Genomic DNA, 16599 nt, shown 5'->3' with positions numbered 1-16599 from the left:
CTCACTTTCTGGATAAAATCCAATATATTAATAATCTTTAAGTAATGAAATAGCAATTTCTGCATTGCGTTGGGAATCTACACGCAATGATTCAATGCGATCATAAGATGCTTGATACTCCTCACGAGAATTCAACAATTTATGACACCATTGATATAAGGCTTCTTCACGCAAATGAGTCATTGTGCCAATAGGCTCTTGACCAATCATATGTAAAAAGCTTGTAATTTTAGGATCATAGGAAATACCAATAACTGGTTTTCCCATTAAAGAACTAAAAACTAAAGCGTGAAGACGTATACCAATCATGAGGTCCACATTTCCAGATAATGACACTTGTTGCTCTGTAGAGAACGGACCTTCTAGCACAATAGCGCCATTCGGCATATAGCTGGCAATGATCTTAGCCTCTTTTGTATCCTCAGGATGTGACATAGGAATAAAGATAATTTCCACATTATCTTGTTCTTGTAATCTGCTCAATACATTAGCTAAGGATTCTCTATACTCTGTATCCTCTTTCCAACTACGAACCGCCACACCAATTCGTTTACGTTGTTCATCTGCTTCAGATATTTTAGATATATACCCTTTCAGAATATGAGAGCCAATTGAAAGATCTGCTGGTTGCATGGCCAATACCGCATCTGCAGTAACTTCTACATCTTCAATTCCCAAAGAAACTAGTTCATCCTTTGAAATAGAATCTCTAACTGTAATAGTATCTACAAAACGCAATACAAATCCAACGGCACGACGTGTTGATGAACGATTTAAAGGACCAATACCTTGGGAGTATAGCATTACTTTTTTCCCAAGCAACTTTGCTAACGCCATAATACTTAAGTAATAGTAAGTATTGCGAATACTAGTAGCATCTTGTAATAAACTACCACCACCACTAATAACAAGATCCGAATGAGCAATTGCTTTTAAGATACCCAATGCAGAAAATGTACCTACAGCATTAATATTATGCTTTTTACTAGTCTCTTTAGGATTACCAGAAATTACAGTAATATGTGCATCAGCCTCTTCTTTACGAATAGCATCGATAATAGCACAAAGCATGGCCTCATCACCAGCATTACCAAAGCCATAATAACCAGAGATAACAATATTACTCATGGTCAACCTCCCTAGCTTGGGACCATTGTGTTACGTACATCATAAACCGTACTGCGATGATAAGAAGCACTCCAAAAAGGGCGCCAATTAACAAACCATCATAACCACGCATGATGGACATGAACACTGGCGTTCTAAGATGACAGAAGGTTTCAACCATCGAAGCAATGCCAATAACACCAGCTAGAGTTAACAAGAAATGAATTACTGTAGGCCACTTACGCATGAACGCAAAGGTAGCTAGCATTAAAGCAGGATGACCAATAATGAACTCTTTTTCACGCGGTCTCGCATACATTGTATTTTCAAGAAAACGACGTAGCATAAGTTCAAAGCCTGGTACAGGAACACCTGCAGTGTGTCCACTACGGCCAACAAATACCCATACTGCACCACCAAGTGCTGCTATTATAAAGAATACATATAATTTAACATCCATAGTTAAGAATTCCACTACAAATGTTTTCGCTTCTTCTTTGGAATTAATCATGCGGCCGTTCCACAATGGGAATCGTTGAAGGTACGCAATAATAACTAAAATAATTGGCAGAACAAAGGTCAACTTAACACCTCTAAAGAGAGCAAACTCCATAAAGAATTTCGTATTGCCCAATAAAGATGCGATATACATTCCGCCAATAGCAGCAAATAATGCAGCAATTACAAGATATAATAAGGCAAGAATCGTAGACTTAATGGCACCTAATGGACGTGCACCATCATAACGGCGCCACTCTTCCATCAAGCGTATCATAGCACCTACAGGAGCCATAATAGCACTAGATAGAGCCCATATTTGAGTAATTAAGGTACCACTTGTAAGAATAAATACAACAATGGATGCCAAAGAAATTCCAAAAAAGGCCACAAGTTGCGTATGCTTAGACATTGGTAACATCATTTGTAGAACATATACAAAAAGTGCTATAGCCCCGATCATTGTAATAACTACTAATAATGGATTTGGTGTATAAGCAGGATAAATATCCGCTGGACCAAATTCATAACCTTTTACAGCCAATTTCTCTGTAGCTATGTTAATATAGTTGATTGTAGTCTGTAATACAGTTTCATTATTTATACCTGTTTCATACATCGGAAACAAGTTAAAACGAATATTTCGCTCTATATCACTAATGTAAAAGCGTTGTGCCGCTTCTTCAGGGGTAATTTTCTTTAACTCCTCTTTAGCGATAGTATACACACGACCTACACTATAATTATTTTTGGCCGCCATTTCCAAGAAACCTTGTTGTGGCTCATACTGCAACTGATTTACAGCTTCGATACCAACTAGTGGAATATGGTTTTTATTTAGTAATGCTAATGTTTCATCCGTTAAATTAGGTGCACCTAGAGCTTCTTTACCAGCAAAAATCATCCCTGTTACATGAGGAATGCCTTCAAGTCGTTTAAATACATATTGAATATCTTCAGATGTTACGTTTCTATAGTTTGTTGGACGAACGATAACATTGAAACCACGATCTACAACCTCTTGTGCTTGCAACTTTGAAATACCAAGATTCATCTTTGCATAGCTATCTGCTGTTGCACCATACAATTCAAGAACAGGACCAATACTTGTATTAAGCTCTTTCACCTTGTCCTTGCCAATACGGTGGTATAAATCCTCTCGAATTTCTTTATAATAACCTTCTTTACCTGAAATTAATGCCACATAAGTCGCCCCAGGTTTAATCGCAGCGCCATTAACACGAACAGAGTCCATCTCTTCAGAGCTTAATACTTTAACTTGGCCCGCATCTTTTGCTTTTTCTAACGTGCGATCATAAATAGCAAAAGCAGTCACACCAGCATTACGTAATGCATCAAAAGCTTCTTGTTGACTACGCTTTTCAAAGGCGCTGGCTCGTAAAACTGCATCATAGTCTACAATATTTTCAATATGATTTTGAGATTTCTCAATCTGATGGCGTTCAAATACTAAGTATAAGGAAGATAAAAGACCTATAATAATACAAAGTATAAGAATCCATGAGTACTTACTTTTTTGTGCGTTCCGATGATTCACGACAAATCCTTTCTAGTTGAGTACAGGTTTAACTTTAATGAGAATTTCACCATTATCAACAGTTAAACTTTCCGCTTTTACAGGAATTGGAAAATTGTTAAAGTCATAAATTTGAGTACTTTCTAACACATTAGATGTCATACCAGGAATTGTAGCACCATTTATGGTGAACTTTTTAGGTGAAAACAATAATGTATTGCCCTTTAACTCTAAATTCCCATCTAATTTAACATCCCCTTTAAACACCATGCCTACATTCATTTTACCGGTTAGGCTGATATTATCTTTACTAATGTCAACTTGTACGTCTTGAATATCACTACCTGCTTCATTACTTAAGAAAGTCCCTAAATCAGCTTTATTAATAGTCCCATCAATACTAGCATTCCCAACACTAACGATATCAATTTGTTGACTAGCTAATAAAGAAATTGGATTAACAAAAATTTGTTTAGCATCAAATCGGAAGCTAGCAAAATTCAATTTACCCAGTTTAATATTCTCCAAAGTGCCATAAACACGATCCACCTCACCATATAAAATTTTGAAAGCAGGTTGAGCCTCAACATTTACTGTTTGAGCCGTTGGTTTCAATGTTTCATTTAATTGACTTTCAATACGAGAGCCAATAAAAGATGGTAATAAAAATTGGGATGCCACTACAAGAGCAATAATTAGCACTAATAGGAATAGTAAAAACTTTTTCATAGTATCTCCTAAATTGTTAAGTTAGCCTCTTTTTTTAAGAAACCTTCGATAAATGGGTCTAAGTTGCCATCCATAACAGCTTGAACATTACCAGTTTCTACACTAGTACGATGATCCTTAACAAGATTATATGGATGGAATACATAGGAACGAATTTGACTCCCCCACTCAATTGCTTGGTAGGTACCTCCAATCTGTTCTTTAAGTTTAGCTTGCTTTTCGAGCTCTAACTCAAATAGTTTCGCCCGTAACAAACGTAAAGCTTGTTCTCTATTCTGCATTTGAGAACGTTGTGTTTGGCATTGTACTACAATACCTGTTGGCTTATGGGTCATACGAACAGCAGAATCGGTTTTATTAATATGCTGACCACCAGCGCCACTAGCACGATATGTATCAACTTGAACGTCTTTCATATCGATATTAATTTCTACAGTATCATCGATTTCAGGCATTACATCGACAGCAGCAAATGATGTATGACGTCGAGCCGCGGCATCAAATGGTGAAATACGAACGAGACGATGCACACCTTTCTCAGACTTCAAGTAACCAAAGGCATTTTCACCTTTAACAAGGAATGTAGCAGATTTTATCCCTGCTTCATCACCAGGTTGTTCATCCATTAACTCGATGGAGAAGCCAGATTTTTCAGCCCAGCGCAAGTACATGCGAATTAACATAGAACACCAATCTTGTGCCTCCGTCCCACCAGCACCAGCATGAAATGTTAAAATAGCATTATTTGCATCATATTCACCACTTAACAATAAAAGTACTTCTTGCTTTTCCAAGGTTTCTTCTATTTGCTTAACATATTCCTTGATTTCACTCTCCATGGAGAGGTCATCTTCATCTATAGCCATTTCAAGCATCATATTAGCATCTTCAATATCACTAACAAGTTGCTTATAGCTTTCTACAGCATTTTTTAGTTGTGTGGCCTCTTGAGAAATCTCACGAGCTTTATCTGGATTATCCCAAAATGTAGGATCACTCATCTGTACATCAAGTGTAAATATTCGGTCTTCCTTCTGAGCGATGTTAAAGTGAATCCCTCATCCCATAAATACGTTCTTCTAGATTAGAAATAATCGGTTTTAAATCTTCTAACAATTTATGTTCACCACCTTTAGTTAATTAGCCTATTACATCAATAAACTATTACCTTAACAAAATAGAAAAATGGCCGTTGCCCAGTGGAAATCCCTTTGAGCAACGTGCCATTCACAAATCTTAATCTATGTTTTGTGGCTCCAACACATCTTCATGATGGGATTGTGCACCTTCTAAGTGATCAACTGGTTCTTCGATTTCTTGAATCAATTGTGCACGAATTTTATATAATGCCATGATTGTCTCATCTTGAATAGCTGCAATCATGTTTTGGAACATATCGAAAGCTTCAAACTTATATTCTACCAACGGATTCTTTTGACCATATGCACGGAGGCCAATACCTTCTCGTAGCATATCCATATTATCCAAATGTTCCATCCATTTATTATCAACAACGCGCAACATAATCGCCTTTTCAAGTTGACTAAACATAGCCTCTCCAAGCATATCAACGCGATCTTGATACTCTTCATGAGCAATTTCTAATAAGCGTTCTAATAAGTCTTGACGACTATATTCTTCCATATCTTGAGAAGACATAATCTCCTCTGTTAAGAAATATTGACTTAAATGTTTATAGAGACCTTCATAATCCCATTCTTCTGGATAGAGCTTTTCATCAGCATAAGCATCTACAGATTCGGTAACAAGCTTGTCAATCATTTCATTAATTGTTTCACGCAAGGATTCGTTACGTAAAATACGACGTCGTTGTTCGTATAATACTTCACGTTGTTGATTCATAACATCATCATACTCGAGTACATATTTACGAATATTATAGTTATGATCCTCTACTTTCTTTTGAGCACGTTCAATAGATTTAGTAATCAAAGAATGCTCGATAGGTTCATCCTCTTCCATACCAAGTTTATCCATGATACCTGTAATATTATCAGCACCAAAGATACGCATTAAGTCATCTTCTAATGATAAGAAGAATTGAGAAGAACCAGGATCCCCTTGACGACCAGCACGTCCGCGTAATTGATTATCGATACGTCGGCTTTCATGGCGTTCTGTCCCCAGAATTGCTAAACCACCTAGTTCTGGCACACCTTCTCCAAGAGTAATATCTGTACCACGACCAGCCATATTAGTAGCGATTGTTACCATTCCCATTTGGCCAGCAGCTGCAACGATTTCTGCTTCTTGTTCATGATGTTTAGCATTCAATACTTTATGAGGTACACCTGCACGCAACAACATGTCTGAAAGTTCTTCAGACTGTGTAATAGATGTAGTACCAATCAGAATAGGTTGCCCTATTTGGTGGCGTTCTACTGCATTTCGTACTACAGCACGATATTTAGCAGCTTTAGTTTTAAAAATTTGATCAGGCAAATCCATCCGGATTAAAGGCTTATTTGGTGGAATTGGTATAACCTCTAATCCATAAATATCGATAAATTCTTTTTCCTCTGTTTTAGCAGTACCTGTCATGCCTGATAATTTATCATACATACGGAAATAGTTCTGGAATGTAACAGATGCTAAGGTTTGGCTTTCGCGTTCAACTTTCAAACCTTCTTTAGCCTCAATAGCCTGATGCAAACCATCAGAGTAACGGCGTCCAAACATCAAACGGCCCGTAAATTCATCGACGATAACAACTTCACCATCTTTAACCACATAGTCTGTATCACGATGCATCATAGCATAGGCACGCAAAGAAGCACCAAGCAAATGATTCAACTCGATATTTTCTGCATCATATAGGTTTTCAACACCAAGCATTTTTTCAACCTTTGCGATGCCAGAATCTGTAGGGGCAATAGTTTTTTGTTTTTCATCGATAACATAGTCTTCATCTTTTATAAGGTGAGGAACAATTTTAGCCAATTTATAATAATTATCAGTGGAACGTTGACCAGGGCCTGAGATAATTAATGGTGTTCTTGCTTCATCAATAAGAATGGAGTCTACTTCATCCACAATGGCATAATTCAATGGTCGTTGTACCATTTGAACAACATCGGTTACCATGTTATCGCGTAAATAGTCAAAACCAAACTCATTATTTGTACCATATGTAATATCACACGCATAGGCTTCTTTACGTTGATTAAAGTCAAGATTAGCCACAATAAGACCCGTGGAAAGTCCTAAGAAATTATATAAACGTCCCATTTGCTCGCTATCACGAGTCGCCAAATAATCATTTACTGTTACAACGTGTACACCCTTACCGGTCAATGCATTCAAATATACGGGCAATGTAGCTACTAATGTTTTACCTTCACCAGTACGCATCTCCGCGATATTACCATTATGAAGGCAAATGCCCCCCATTAACTGTACATCGAAATGACGCATGCCTAAAACGCGTTTAGATGCTTCACGAACTACAGCGAATGCTTCTGGCAATAGGTCGTCTAACGTTTCCCCTTTTTGCAAACGACGTTTAAACTCATCAGTTTTTGCCACTAAGTTAGCATCACTTAATTTAATATAATTAGGTTCAATTTCATTAATATGATCTGCAATAGCACGCATTTTTTTAATTTCTTTTGCGTTATTATTGCCTAATAGCCTTTGTAAAAAGCTTAACAAACAAATCACTCCTCTACGGGACATCTTACATTATTTTATCTAACTTATTATAACGAAAAAGCCTTGAATAGTCAAAGAATTCAAGGCATTTCAAGATTATTTATAATATTATTTTGGCAAAAAAGGTGGATGACTATTTTAAGTCATCCACCTTAATATAATAATCGGCTGATTTAAAGTAGAAAGGAGTTAGGATTAAGTTCAGCCGACATTATATATTATTGAAGTTCTGGCTCGATCAAACCATAGAAACCATCATGTCTACGATATACAACGTTCATCGATTCAGTTTCAGCATTGAAGAACATAAAGAAATCATGACCAATAAGATTCATTTGTAAAATCGCTTCCTCAACATCCATAGGACGCACAACAAAGTGTTTGCGTTTTACAACTTCAATAGTTTCTTCTTCCACAGGAGTTGCCAAAGCTTCAGGATGGAAAGCTTCTTGTTTTTTGAAACGTTTAGCCAAACGAGTTTTATATTTATGGATTTGGCGAACAATTTTATCTACTACTAAATCAATAGCTGCATACATATCATCGTTGGTTTCCACACCACGAAGAACGATTTTATCAACAAAGCATGTAAGTTCAATTGTAGATTTATCTTTTACAACGGATAAAACCGCTTGTGCATTTAACTCATCATCGAAGTAACGAGTCAATTTACTCAATCTTTTTTCGATATATGCTCTTAAGGCATCTGTTACTTCAATGTTTTTTCCTCTAATTGCTACTTTCATAAGTCAACACCCTTTCTAAAAATCATCCACGAGATGCGAGTGTGTGGTATTATATAACCTTATCTCTCGTGTTATATTTAGTATTTCTACATCCAACTGTAAAACTCCTTCTTTTTTATCTAAAAATCTTATATTTTTTGTAGAATTATGTATAAAATATATATAGAAAATCAAAAACCCTGATAGTATATACTATCAGGGTCCAATTATATATTGTTTTTATAATTTTTTTGGTATGTAGTTACGCTTTAACAACGTTAGCGGCTTGAGGTCCACGGTTTCCATCAACAATCTCAAATTCTACATTTTGACCTTCAGTCAAAGATTTGAAACCTTCGTCTTGGATTGCAGAGTAGTGTACAAATACATCGCTACCGTCTTCACGTTCAATAAAACCATAACCTTTTTCTGCGCTGAACCATTTTACTTTACCTAACATGGTAACATCCTCCTAAAAATATATATATTGTCTTACTGTCTTGCTCTATATGTGTATCATAACACAGCATGTATAAAATATCAAACAACAATATTTACATTTTTAATGAATATACAAACACTAGAAATAAGAATATCATTTGCTGTAAATCTCAAAAATCCCTATATCTATACATGTCATAAATAATTATATAAGCCCTATAAATTAATTGTATATTTTTATAATCATAAAAATATGTGAATTAAAAATTATTGTTTTTAAAAATGACTGTATAAATTATTGTTATATCACAAATATTTATAGCAATAATCGTGTTTTTCAGATTAATCTACCCTGTAAATCTTTATACAAACTCTTTATAATTAATAAATTCACTCTAAAGGTTATCAAATATATTAATAGATATTAAGCTATACATATATAATATAAATAGATAGGTTAAATTTAATGTAAAAAAACAGGAAGCAATTTCTAATTCTAGAATTTGCTTCCTATAATTATATTATTTAATCTAACAAAATTTTATCTAAGAATGATTTTGTTCTTTCATTGGTAGGTGCATCAAATACGCGTTCAGGTGTATTATCTTCTAAAATCAATCCACCATCAACAAATAACACTCTATCCGCTACCTTTTTCGCAAAGCCCATTTCATGAGTAACGATGACCATCGTCATACCTTCCTCAGCTAAAGACTTCATAACATCTAGCACTTCACTAACCATTTCAGGATCAAGAGCTGAAGTAGGTTCATCAAAAAGCATTACTTTTGGTTTCATAGCTAAAGCGCGAGCAATAGCAACACGCTGCTTTTGACCCCCTGACAAAGAATCAGGGTATGCGTTGGCTTTATCCGCCAAACCTACTCGATCAAGTAAAGCTTGACCTATCTTCTTAGCCTCTTCCATAGATGTTTTACGAACCTTAGTTTGTGCTAAGGTAAGGTTTTCCATAACCGTCATATGTGGGAACAAATTAAAGTTTTGGAAAACCATTCCTACTTCAGCACGAACGTCATTTAACTTTTTCTTATCAGAAAGATCCATGCCATCTACGATAACCTTACCAGATGTAGGTTCCTCCAAGTAGTTCATAGTGCGCAGTACCGTACTTTTACCAGAACCAGAAGGACCGATGATTACAACAACTTGACCTTGTTCAATATGTAAATTAATACCTTTTAGTACTTCATTTTTACCAAAAGATTTATGTACATTTTCTAATTTAATCATTTAATGCTATATTTCCTTTCAAGATATCCAACTAATTGTGAGATAGTCACTGTCATAATAAGGTAAATCACAGCAACCGTACCCCAGATTTCAAAGGATGCATAGGTTTTAGCAATGATTAATTGACCACGACGTGTCAACTCCTCGAAACCGATAACAGAAACTAAAGAGGAATCTTTCAACATGGCAATAAATTCGTTCCCTAACGGAGGAATAATTGCTTTAAAAGCTTGAGGCATAATGATGTAACGCATGGTTTGTCCCCAAGTTAAACCAAGAGAACGACCGGCCTCCATTTGACCTTTATCAATAGATTGAATACCAGCACGGAAAATTTCAGATACATAAGCACCAGAGTTAATACTACATGCGGTAACAGCCGCAATATATGGATCAATCCGTTGACCTGTAATCATAGGCAAGGCAAAATAGATTAGGAAAATTTGCACCAGTAATGGTGTACCACGAATGATATCTACATAACATTTTGCAAGCAATCTAACTAATCTAAATTTAGATAAATTTGCTAAAGATACTAAAAGACCGATAAAAAAACCACAACCTACAGACATGGCTGTAATTTCTACAGTCACTAGAGCACCTTGTAGCAAGAGCGGTAAATTATCCGCAATTAACCCCCAATTAAAACTCATAATCTCTCCTATTATTTAAATTCTAAAACTACTGGCATATCAGCAGGTGCATCTACATTAAACCATTTTTTATATAATGTATTAAATTCCCCATCAGCCTTCATATCAGCAATTGCTTTATTGATTTCTTCTTGCAATGCTTTGTTATCCTTATTAATTGCTAAGCCCAAATATTCTTTAGTATTTGGATATGCCATAAATTTCATATGTTGGTCAGGATGCTTAGTACTGTAATATTGAGCTACAGGTAAATCGATTACAGTTGCATCTACTCCACCATTTTGTAATTCTAACAAAGCTTCATTACTATGGTCAAATTCTTTTACAGTAGTACCTTCAATTTTATGAGCTAAATCTGCACCAGTAGTACCTAATTGGGCTGCAATTTTTTTACCCTTTAAGTCATCAAGAGAATTCACAGCCGTTCCATCTTTATATACCACTGCTAAGGCATTTTCATAATAAGGAGAAGAAAATAATACTTTTTCACTTCTCGCTTTTGTAATAGTCATACCAGATGCAGCAACATCAATATCATGTGTGTTCAAAGCTGGAATCAAAGCATCAAAAGCTACATTTTTTAGCTCTACATCTTTATTAATACGCTTACCGATCGCACGAATCAATTCAATATCAAAACCTGTATAATCTTGAGTTTTTTCATCTTTAAACTCAAATGGAACAAATGTAGCATTAGTGCCAACGACAAGTTTATTAGATGTAGGTTGATTAGAAGAACCACATCCACCAACTAAAGAAGCCGCCATCACTAACATACAACCGCCAAGAATTATTTTTTTTACTTTGCTATTTAACATATTATCAACCTCATTATTTTAACTTACTACTACTTTATAATAGTATATAGATTAAGTATAATTATGTCAATAATTTTGTATATAATTTTAGATGCAATCGCAAAATCTCTATATTTATATTTTAATTTTATACATTGTTTGTATAAATATTACGTCCATGTATAAAAACTTTCCCATAGTTAGTGGTTTTCTATAGATTTTATAATATACAACTGTATAAAAAAAGCACATGAGAAAAGCCTCATGTGCCCCTATACGGCTGACCTGGTCTTTGCCCCCACACTCGCCTGCTGGAAGGTTCGCTCATAAGTCCAAGACTCCCCACTACTACCTCTCTCGATTTTATCGGCAGGACTTACACCTAAGCCGCACCATGCTCACAACCCTTTGGGCTGCTTATGTGGATCGTTTTGCCTGCGACTAGCCTCGACTTTCAACCACAGACCCGTATAGACGTATTATAAAGAATAACAGTATTCATGTCTAGTTTTACTATTATTTTAAAAAATTTTGATTATATAGTTAAGTAGCCAAACATAATTTTTTTACCAAACATACTATCGCATAATTCTTAGAACAATGAGAATAAATTTTGCAACCCCTATTTGTTGATGTATAGAAAATTGGAATAGAAAACCTAAAATATTCTTCATAATATTTTAATATTTCTAAAATCACATTTTTTAAGTACCATATCTAGTGGATTCTTAAATTGTCAATTAGTTTTTGTATGCCAAATATGAATACAACATATTTGTAAGAACATACGTATCATACACAAAAAATTATTTATGGTGTATAATTTGTATACTGTTAAATTAGAACGGCCTAAAGTTGTACGATATGAACATAAGTACGAGGGGTTGTACCATATGTTCAGTTTGTTAGTTAGAGGGGTTTATTATGTTTATGTTATCATTGATGCAACCATCAGGTTTGTATGAACTGGAGAAAGATAGTTTAGAAGCCATAAGCGCACAACTTTTACAGATGATACAAATGAAAAGCTATCATCTTTATACACATTCTATCCAGGTTTCAAACTATGCTGTTAGCATCGCAGCTAAAATGGGTTTGCCATTAAATGAAATTGAACAGATTCGTCACGCAGCTCTACTTCATGACGTGGGTCTATTAATGGTACCTAATGCATTAATCCAAAAATCTCCATATCTTAATAAGCAAGAAATGTCTAAGTATAAACAACATGCGGCAAGTGGAGCCAATATGATTGAAAACTATCCTTGCTGCCAACAAATTTTGCCTTATATTCGTTACCATCATGAAAAATGGGATGGCTCTGGTTATCCCAAACATTTACGTGGTGCCAATATTCCGTTAGGAGCTCGAATTATTGCTGTAGCAGATTACTATGATACAACAGTTAATCCTTCTACTGAATTTTGGGCGAAAACAAAAGCTAAAGCAAAAGAAGAACTCTTTAGTGCATCTGGCTCACTCTTTGATCCTGATGTAGTTAAAGCATTTATTGATGTGCTTGGCTAATATGAAATCAAATATTATATTCCTACATTTAGTAATAAAGATTAGAAACTACCACTAGCCAGCGTAAGGGCATCAATGCGTAGCGCTTTATGCTTTTGTAAGACTTTTGCTACAGCTTCAATTGTGGCACCTGTAGTATATATATCATCAACAATTAATATATTCTTATTGGTAAAATCAATATCCTTATAATCAGCACATATAACAAAGGCATCATCAATATTTTGATGTCTTTCTTTATTTGTTAATCCCCACATATCTCGAGAAGTATCAAACTTGTATATACAATCTAACCATTTAAAGTTTTTTCTATCTATCTCCCATAAAGAATGAGCCCATTCAAGAAAGAATAAATCTACTTGATTATATCCTCTCTTAGCTTTTTTCTTTTCGCTAGATGGTACAGGAACAATATAATCATACATAATTTTACAATTACTATTCACAATATTAGACTCATTATATTTCATGTAAAAGTTGTACGATACTAAAAAAGGAGCGGCCCCTTTGGACTGCTCCTTTTTTTCATTAAATTTTACATCGTAAATCATAGACTTTAGACCACCACGATATTCGGCCAACACACATACATCATCTACATAGTGTAAAAATTTATGTGGTACATGACGAATATGTAATAAATCTGTAAAACAAGCTTTACACCAATCCCCTTGTGTTGCCACAGGTGCACCACAGTGAGGGCATACAGGTGGAAATAGGAAATCCCAAAGACTCATTACGAATCACATCTCCCTTGTAGTCGTTCTTTAAACAATGTGTAACGTTCATCGGCATTAACAGTACGCACAGCACGTTCAACTGCGCTCGTAGTACCAACGATGATTACTTTACGCTTTGCCCGTGTAACAGCAGTATACAACAAATTACGTTGTAACATACCACCATAACGTGGAACAAATGGAATAATAACTACACCATACTCACTACCTTGACTCTTATGGACCGTAATAGCATAAGCAGGCATAATCATATGTGCTTCATCGATAGGTAGACGAACCTCTTTATGGATAAATCGGATACAAATATCGATCCGCGTAATAGCATAGATAACGCCAATTTCGCCATTAAACACTTCTAACTCATAATCATTGAGAATTTGAATAACCTTATCCCCAACGCGATACATAATGCCATTGACACGAACTTCTCCCTTATAGCTATCTGGAGGGTTTACGGCTTGTTGTACATATTGTGATATCAATGTACTACCTGCTTCACCACGGCGCATAGGAGAAATAATTTGAATATCTAATTCATCCTCTATCGTCTCTTGTTCACGTTTATATACATCAATGATGGCTTTCATCATCATGTCATAAGATTTAACAGGAATAAAAGAAAACTCTTCGCTCACACCTTCCAGGTTAGGCATTTCACCACGGTTAATTGCGTAAGCACTTTCAACGATAGTATTACCAGAGCTTTGACGATAAATCTGATTAAGTCGTGTATAGGGCACACAATCACTATCTAATAAATCTTTTAATACGAACCCAGCACCTATAGGTGGTAATTGATCTACGTCACCCACAATAATGACATGGGCTTCCTTTGGAATAGCAGCCATCAAAGAATAGAATAAACGCACATTAAGCATAGATGCTTCATCAATGATAATGACATCTATATCTAGAGGATCATCTTCATTCTTTGTAAAGTCATAGGAGTCACTACCTTGAACAGGTACCAATAGACGATGAATTGTAGTAGCTTCAAACTCAGTGGCCTCGGTCAGACGCTTTGCAGCACGTCCCGTAGGAGCACAAAGTATAATGCGCCCCAATCCACCGAGTTGGAAACCTTTTACTAGTGCCTTGATGATAGTTGTTTTACCTGTACCAGGACCACCAGTTATAAGAGAAAACTTTTCAAAAAATGAGAGCTGTATAGCTTCTTTTTGAGCATCACCAAAGATAATGTAGTTGTCTCGTTCAAACTTTTCAATAAAACTAGAAATATCTAATGCTATTGGATCAGCTTCTAATAGAAACTCACGAGTATAGTGGACACCTTCCACTTCAGAAACATACATCTCTGGCGGATAGATATATAAGATATCTTCATAATACGTACTATACAGTGCACCTTGTTCCAGCAGGCTTTCAATAAAGTTCGCAATATCATCTACATCAGTTTGTAATAAATCGTCAAGTCGACCGATAAGTTGGTCTACTGGTAAACATGTATGACCTTGATTATCTAGACTACGTAGAATCCATTCTAAACCAGCCTCTAAACGGCGTGTATCACTACCATTAATACCAAGATGCTCTGCTAGTGTATCGGCCGTACCAAAAAGCATATCCGGTGCTACACGTAATAATGTATAAGGATTATCCTCTATAACTGCGACAGACTGCACACCATAATAGGTATATACAATACGACTCCATTTCGATGAAATGTGATGACTTTCAAAAAAATGATTTAAATCAGATAAAATACCTTCGCCAAGTAAGGTATTGAATAGCTCATCCTTAACACTCTTTCGGAGACCTGGAACATCTTTAATCTCTTCTGGACGTTCTTCCCGTAAAATTTCTAAAATACGAATACCGAAATATTCTAGTACCTTCTCTACGGATTTTTCACCAAAACCTTTTATTCCTAGATTCAACAAATAAGTCTTGGCAGCACCCATATTATCAGGTTTTAACTTTTCAACACTGCTCGCATCAAATTGGCGGCCGTACTTTTCATGTTCTACATAGCGGCCCCGTACTTCGATGTCTTCCCCTTCTTTAGGAGACTCAAATTTGCCAGTACAAGTAATGTATTCCTCATTATAATCTTTTAGGATAAACACGCAATATGTACGTTGTGTATTCTCATATATAGTTCGGTATACAAATCCTCGTATGGCGTCCATTATTTCTCCGTATTCGGCAAAGCTTCAATAATTTCTTGCACTGCATCGGTAATACTGCCTTCGTTACCAATTTTAATATGTGCTACTTCTTCATATAAAGGATAACGTTCTTCATATACATTAAAAATATATTCGATACTTTCTTTTACAAGCGGACGAATCTCTAGATCCAAATCATCTAAAATATGATTTACATCGCGGTTAACAAATACAACAAGACCATTATTGCGCATCAATTTAACAGTTTTATCATAGGTAACAGTGCCGCCACCTGTAGCAATGACAGATGGTTTATTGTGAATTAATTCTTTGATTGTACTATATTCATATTCACTGAAAGCATCTTTACCATCGTAAATATAAATATTTTGAACGGATTTACCTACCTTGTCTTGAATCGTTTGGTCTAGATCGAAAAAGTCGCGGCCTAACTCTTTTGCTAGAACCTTACCAACAGTAGTTTTACCTGCGCCAGGCATACCAATGAGAAAAATATGCTTATGCATATGCTCCTTTAAGAACTCATTACTCATAGAAACGACGGTTTTTATATAATTTTCAACATAAGGTGCTAAAACTTTATCTTTACAATTTTGAGTATGTAAAGCAATGATACTTTCATCCCGTTCTTCATCAATAAGTGGTAAGTGATGTTCATCCTTATATTTACCAATTTCTTTAATCAGTGTGAGTCGCTTCTCAAACTCCGTAACTAATACAGAATCAATACTATCTATCTGTTTTCGAGCTTCTTTAATATCCATGAGAACCC

General features: G+C 35.5%; 14 protein-coding genes. 1 reads left to right on the top strand and 13 read right to left on the bottom strand.

The features are described 5' to 3' along the window. Positions 1-27: 27 nt before the first annotated feature. The 10 genes from csaB to B1A77_RS07140 form a co-directional block, all read right to left on the bottom strand. Positions 28-1128: a polysaccharide pyruvyl transferase CsaB gene (csaB, locus tag B1A77_RS07185; protein WP_004693157.1), complete on the bottom strand. Its 1101-nt coding sequence runs from the start codon at positions 1126-1128 to the stop codon at positions 28-30. Beyond that, complete coding sequence (locus B1A77_RS07180; RefSeq protein ID WP_077708375.1) at positions 1121-3163, bottom strand: DUF5693 family protein; 2043 nt, start codon at positions 3161-3163, stop codon at positions 1121-1123. Before B1A77_RS07180 ends, csaB begins: the two co-directional genes overlap by 8 nt. A gap of 12 nt (positions 3164-3175) precedes the next feature. After that, positions 3176-3871: an LmeA family phospholipid-binding protein gene (locus B1A77_RS07175; protein WP_004697145.1), complete on the bottom strand. Its 696-nt coding sequence runs from the start codon at positions 3869-3871 to the stop codon at positions 3176-3178. 8 nt (positions 3872-3879) lie between these two features. After that, positions 3880-4987 (bottom strand): peptide chain release factor 2 gene (prfB, locus tag B1A77_RS07170; protein WP_237301753.1). Its coding sequence is split into 2 segments (ribosomal slippage): positions 3880-4929 and positions 4931-4987, totalling 1107 coding nucleotides; the frame shifts between segments, so codons are not numbered across the junction. Positions 4988-5107: 120 nt separating this feature from the next. Continuing rightward, on the bottom strand, positions 5108-7543 hold the full coding sequence (secA, locus tag B1A77_RS07165) for a preprotein translocase subunit SecA (protein WP_004693148.1): 2436 nt from the start codon (positions 7541-7543) through the stop codon (positions 5108-5110). 218 nt (positions 7544-7761) lie between these two features. Next, positions 7762-8289 carry a ribosome hibernation-promoting factor, HPF/YfiA family gene (hpf, locus tag B1A77_RS07160; RefSeq protein ID WP_008600782.1) on the bottom strand — a complete coding sequence of 176 codons (528 nt, stop codon included), beginning with the start codon at positions 8287-8289 and terminating at the stop codon, positions 7762-7764. Positions 8290-8530: 241 nt separating this feature from the next. Continuing rightward, the gene (locus tag B1A77_RS07155) at positions 8531-8728 is read right to left on the bottom strand and encodes a cold shock domain-containing protein (protein ID WP_004693056.1); all 198 of its coding nucleotides are present in this window, start codon (positions 8726-8728) and stop codon (positions 8531-8533) included. Between the two features lie 506 nt (positions 8729-9234). After that, complete coding sequence (locus tag B1A77_RS07150) at positions 9235-9960, bottom strand: amino acid ABC transporter ATP-binding protein (RefSeq protein WP_012864269.1); 726 nt, start codon at positions 9958-9960, stop codon at positions 9235-9237. Then, entirely contained in the window at positions 9957-10613 is a 657-nt protein-coding gene (locus B1A77_RS07145; RefSeq protein ID WP_004693053.1) for an amino acid ABC transporter permease, read from the bottom strand. The genes B1A77_RS07150 and B1A77_RS07145 overlap by 4 nt, the downstream gene beginning before the upstream one ends. An 11-nt stretch (positions 10614-10624) precedes the next feature. Continuing rightward, positions 10625-11431: a basic amino acid ABC transporter substrate-binding protein gene (locus B1A77_RS07140; protein ID WP_077708373.1), complete on the bottom strand. Its 807-nt coding sequence runs from the start codon at positions 11429-11431 to the stop codon at positions 10625-10627. A 903-nt stretch (positions 11432-12334) separates the two neighbouring features. On the opposite strand from B1A77_RS07140, the gene B1A77_RS07135 reads away from it, so the two are divergent. Continuing rightward, on the top strand, positions 12335-12937 hold the full coding sequence (locus B1A77_RS07135) for an HD-GYP domain-containing protein (protein WP_004693025.1): 603 nt from the start codon (positions 12335-12337) through the stop codon (positions 12935-12937). Between the two features lie 41 nt (positions 12938-12978). Here the strand turns inward: B1A77_RS07135 and B1A77_RS07130 are convergent, their stop codons facing one another. Genes B1A77_RS07130 through B1A77_RS07120 form a run of 3 tightly spaced genes read right to left on the bottom strand, consistent with a single transcriptional unit; the run spans position 12979 to position 16591 of the window. Beyond that, positions 12979-13674 (bottom strand): ComF family protein, encoded by a 696-nt coding sequence (locus tag B1A77_RS07130; RefSeq protein WP_004693022.1) that lies wholly within the window; start codon positions 13672-13674, stop codon positions 12979-12981. Continuing rightward, complete coding sequence (gene recD2 / locus B1A77_RS07125) at positions 13674-15827, bottom strand: SF1B family DNA helicase RecD2 (RefSeq protein ID WP_077708372.1); 2154 nt, start codon at positions 15825-15827, stop codon at positions 13674-13676. Before recD2 ends, B1A77_RS07130 begins: the two co-directional genes overlap by 1 nt. Then, entirely contained in the window at positions 15827-16591 is a 765-nt protein-coding gene (locus B1A77_RS07120) for a shikimate kinase (RefSeq protein ID WP_004693019.1), read from the bottom strand. The genes recD2 and B1A77_RS07120 overlap by 1 nt, the downstream gene beginning before the upstream one ends. Between the last annotated feature and the right edge of the window lie 8 nt (positions 16592-16599).

The organism is Veillonella parvula, from assembly GCF_002005185.1.
GTDB classification, from domain to species: domain Bacteria; phylum Bacillota; class Negativicutes; order Veillonellales; family Veillonellaceae; genus Veillonella; species Veillonella parvula_M.
This window is presented reverse-complemented; position numbering and strand designations above follow the sequence as displayed.

Coding starts and splice junctions, on each gene's coding strand:
- csaB (WP_004693157.1), bottom strand. CDS start 1,128: ATGAGTAATATTGTTATCTCTGGTTATTATGGCTTTGGTAATGCTGGT.
- B1A77_RS07175 (WP_004697145.1), bottom strand. CDS start 3,871: ATGAAAAAGTTTTTACTATTCCTATTAGTGCTAATTATTGCTCTTGTA.
- hpf (WP_008600782.1), bottom strand. CDS start 8,289: ATGAAAGTAGCAATTAGAGGAAAAAACATTGAAGTAACAGATGCCTTA.
- B1A77_RS07155 (WP_004693056.1), bottom strand. CDS start 8,728: ATGTTAGGTAAAGTAAAATGGTTCAGCGCAGAAAAAGGTTATGGTTTT.
- B1A77_RS07150 (WP_012864269.1), bottom strand. CDS start 9,960: ATGATTAAATTAGAAAATGTACATAAATCTTTTGGTAAAAATGAAGTA.
- B1A77_RS07145 (WP_004693053.1), bottom strand. CDS start 10,613: ATGAGTTTTAATTGGGGGTTAATTGCGGATAATTTACCGCTCTTGCTA.
- B1A77_RS07140 (WP_077708373.1), bottom strand. CDS start 11,431: ATGTTAAATAGCAAAGTAAAAAAAATAATTCTTGGCGGTTGTATGTTA.
- B1A77_RS07135 (WP_004693025.1), top strand. CDS start 12,335: ATGTTTATGTTATCATTGATGCAACCATCAGGTTTGTATGAACTGGAG.
- B1A77_RS07130 (WP_004693022.1), bottom strand. CDS start 13,674: ATGAGTCTTTGGGATTTCCTATTTCCACCTGTATGCCCTCACTGTGGT.
- recD2 (WP_077708372.1), bottom strand. CDS start 15,827: ATGGACGCCATACGAGGATTTGTATACCGAACTATATATGAGAATACA.
- B1A77_RS07120 (WP_004693019.1), bottom strand. CDS start 16,591: ATGGATATTAAAGAAGCTCGAAAACAGATAGATAGTATTGATTCTGTA.